This window comes from Pseudoalteromonas sp. SR43-5 (genome assembly GCF_014163835.1).
GTDB lineage: Bacteria > Pseudomonadota > Gammaproteobacteria > Enterobacterales > Alteromonadaceae > Pseudoalteromonas > Pseudoalteromonas distincta.
In genome coordinates this window covers 1-1,893 of record NZ_JACJEA010000067.1, presented here as the reverse complement: position 1 = coordinate 1,893, position 1,893 = coordinate 1, and the positions used below count along the sequence as shown (strand labels likewise).

General features: G+C 37.5%; 2 protein-coding genes. Both read right to left on the bottom strand.

What is annotated here, in order from left to right; translation table 11 throughout:
* Positions 1-122: 122 nt before the first annotated feature.
* Positions 123-653, bottom strand: a complete 531-nt coding sequence (locus H5090_RS20485; protein ID WP_182696621.1) for a hypothetical protein — start codon at positions 651-653, stop codon at positions 123-125.
* Between the two features lie 100 nt (positions 654-753).
* Entirely contained in the window at positions 754-1,230 is a 477-nt protein-coding gene (locus tag H5090_RS20480) for a hypothetical protein (protein WP_182696620.1), read from the bottom strand.
* Positions 1,231-1,893: the final 663 nt, after the last annotated feature.

Sequence of the window (1,893 nt, the reverse complement as noted above, 5' to 3'; positions counted from 1 at the left end):
AAAACGAATACACCCTACGATGAATCGACGTATTTAGCGGCCTTAAAACGCAGAGGCTCACCACTTTTAAAATTTGCAGTTAATAGCTAAATTTTACTAGTCGTCCACCTCAGGGCGTGTTGTTAGGTGACTCGTTTTTCACTCGATATTTCCCAAATACGCTGCCTTACTAGTTGAACCCGCTCGGTGTTTTGCTCTGCTTCGGGTTTATTCTCCACCAAAAAAGCGTGCTCATATAGAACCTCCATGACTTCACCCTTCGCTTGCGCGCAAGTAGCAGCCGAAAAGTGATTTTCCGGGTGCTTTTTGAAGTTTTTCAATGCATCCCAAAACCTCTTTGATCTCCCGGCATAAAGCCCGTCTAGAAGCCGATGCGCTCGATCCTCGTCCTTTTTAAGACGCAAATCGAGTAAAACCTGCTTCCAGAACTCTACGCCACCCTTTTCCTTATAATTCCATAATATGTATTCGATAAGCTCATCATACCTTTCAAAACGCCGCCAATTTGCAAGCGCTTCATCAAGGAAGAAAAAAGCCGTCTCACAAAAAAGATACTCAATGTCCTTTGGAATATTTTCGCCCAAATCATCTTTTACTTTTTGCTTCAGATTTTCAGCTTCAAGTTCTAAAGTATTTAACGCTTCGGGTTCCATGACTCACCTAACGCCTCGTTAAGAGGCAAATAATATGTTGGCTAAAATTAGCGACGCAGGAGCAAAAGCCAACTGTTATTTGTCCTGCTTTAACGACTTGTTATGTGCCACTGGCTAGTTTATTACATTTACCTTGTTTTATAGTAGAAGTCATTAACTCCCAACCCTCTGGGCTTTTATGTACATACATTAGGTCATAGCCATTTGAAGTTATAATAGTTTCAGTGCTGTCTTTTATTAAGCAATTTTTATACATCTCACTCTCAAACCTTTCAGACATCATTTTTTTAATAACGCCTAAAGGATCACCTTGAATCCTTTTTATAGTATTTTGATCGTTTGAAATCCATGTGTAGATAACGGTTGGAGCAAAGTCATCAGGAAAATTTTTAGCTAAACTTCTTATACCCTCGTCTTCAGATTGTTTAGATATAATGTAAATTGAGGTGGGATAAATGGTATCAGTTGATTGGCTTGATTTGAGTTCTTCATTCACTTCTGCAATAAATTTTTCAAACTTCGATGCAGATGAGTTAAATGAAATGAATAAAAATCCAATCAAAAATATAACTCGCATATTAACTCCTTTGCTTGATAGTTGATTGGCACATAACGCCACAATAAGCGGCTAAGTATTGTTGGCTAAAATGTGAAGCGAAGCGGAACCGAGCCAACTGTACGTGTCCGTTTGATTGCCTTGTTATAAGTAATTTACTCCGACTTGGTTTTACTGGTTATCAGAGTAATTAAAGCTGCGATTATAAGCCAAAAGATTATAATTATTGCATATGCCGATACAGTCTGTGGTAATGCTCCAAACTCCTTTATTTCAAAGTGAGCATTCCCCATAGCTTTTGCAATACCAGTCCATAAAACAGGTATGTTAACCCAGAATAATAAAGGTAAAAATAGAAGCCCTATTTTTGTGACAGCCAGTATTGGCGGTAAATTAAATATAAAAGATAATAGTAAAAAACGTTTTATTGAGAAGCTTCGTAGATTCATCCATGACTCCAATGCTTTGATTACTTATAACGCCTCATTAAGAGGCTAAAAATTGTTGGCTAAAATAGTGAGCGCAGCGAACCTAGCCAACTGTTTTTAGTCCTTTTGAATGACTTATAGTTCGACCAAGCCACTTAATTTAAAAGTAACTGACTATTATATTAAGTGGAATATGCTTCTGTTGGTTACGAATATTGAATGACAAACATCCAATGTTTTTAACAAGACGTTCGAG

Coding starts and splice junctions, on each gene's coding strand:
- H5090_RS20485 (WP_182696621.1), bottom strand. CDS start 653: ATGGAACCCGAAGCGTTAAATACTTTAGAACTTGAAGCTGAAAATCTG.
- H5090_RS20480 (WP_182696620.1), bottom strand. CDS start 1,230: ATGCGAGTTATATTTTTGATTGGATTTTTATTCATTTCATTTAACTCA.